General features: G+C 60.8%; 1 pseudogene. It reads left to right on the plus strand.

The annotated features are described in order from the left end of the window. Nucleotides 1–189: 189 nt before the first annotated feature. Nucleotides 190–1,343 (plus strand): annotated as a pseudogene (locus XI06_RS12940) (transposase); the annotation flags it as partial.

Genomic DNA, 1,343 nt, shown 5'->3' on the forward strand with positions numbered 1-1,343 from the left:
GATCGGGCATCATCGGGTGCAGCTGAATGCTGCGCAGTTGATGGCCCTGGTCGATGGGATGGACTGGAAGCGGGTCCGGACCGCGGCGGTCAAACCGCCGGAGATTGTTGGGTAAAAGCACTGCGGCGAAGTGAATCAGTGAGCTGAAAGGGCAAGAGAACCGGGGCAAAATGTGCTCTGGTCGGGTCAATGACACCGCCCGATCTCAGCCTCCCGAATGACGTAGAGACGCTGAAGGCCATGGTTCTCGCCATGGCCGAGAAAGCGGCCCGGGCCGATGCCCTGGAGAGCGAAGTCGCTGATCTCAAGGCCCGTAACGCCGATGCCGATGCGCGCATCGCGCGGCTGTCGCAGATCCTGAAGGCCTTCGACCGCGCCCGGTTCGGCGCGACGATCGGAAAAGCTCGGCTCGGCGAACGATGAACAGCAGGCCTTTGTCTTCGAGGAGATCGAGACCGGCATCGCCGCGATCAAGGCCCAGGTCAGCAAGGGTCTGGCGCGGGTCGATCGTGTGCTCGACCTGTCTTGGCTAAAGGAAGAGGTCCGACTGCTAGCGCGCGAACGACGATCGGCCAGCCATCGATCGGCAAGCCGCGGTACGGCCGATGCTCGCGGGTCTGCTCACCGGCATCGTCCACGATCACAAGCTGATCTGTTAGGCTCAGGTCAACAGGGCCATTAGCTGGTCTGCTGGTTATGCCTGCACGAGCAGCTACCGCACCATTCCAGCCTGACGCGCATCCGGCAGCGCCGGGGCGAAGAGCGATTCGCTATGATCTTCTAACGCACGTCGAGGCCTGCCTGAAGGAGGCCGCAACAGCCGAATTGGTTCACATCGATGCGTCGCTCATTCGCGCCAACGTGAATTGGGACAGTCTCACCGAGCAGCATGTGGTGGATGTGCTGAGCGAGAGTCAAAACGAGGACGAAAGCTCCAGAGAAAGGGCCGGCAGAGCGGCAAGTACAAGAAGATTTGCACCACCGATCCGGATGCGACAATGGCCACCAACGCCCGAAACCGGCGGCTGGAGCCCGCTTACAGGCAGCACACGGCCGTCGATGACAAGGTCGGCGTCATTCTGGACGTCGCTTGTTACGACCGGACAAACGAACGAAGGGGAGATGATCGAGCCACAAGTCGATCACGTTGAAGCTATGACAAAGCATCGACATCAAGACGGTCACCGCCGATGCCGGGCTATGCCTACGCTAAAGTCTACGGCGCGCTCGAGCGGCGCGGCATTGATGCCCTGATCCCAGCTAAAGCCGAACCAATCAAGAGTCGCGTACCGCTCAGACCGACGCCAAGAACGACATCTTGAAGTGCCCGCGAGGACGTATCT

The sequence above is a fragment of the Bradyrhizobium sp. CCBAU 11434 genome, from assembly GCF_028128895.1.
In the GTDB taxonomy this organism is placed as follows: domain Bacteria; phylum Pseudomonadota; class Alphaproteobacteria; order Rhizobiales; family Xanthobacteraceae; genus Bradyrhizobium; species Bradyrhizobium zhengyangense.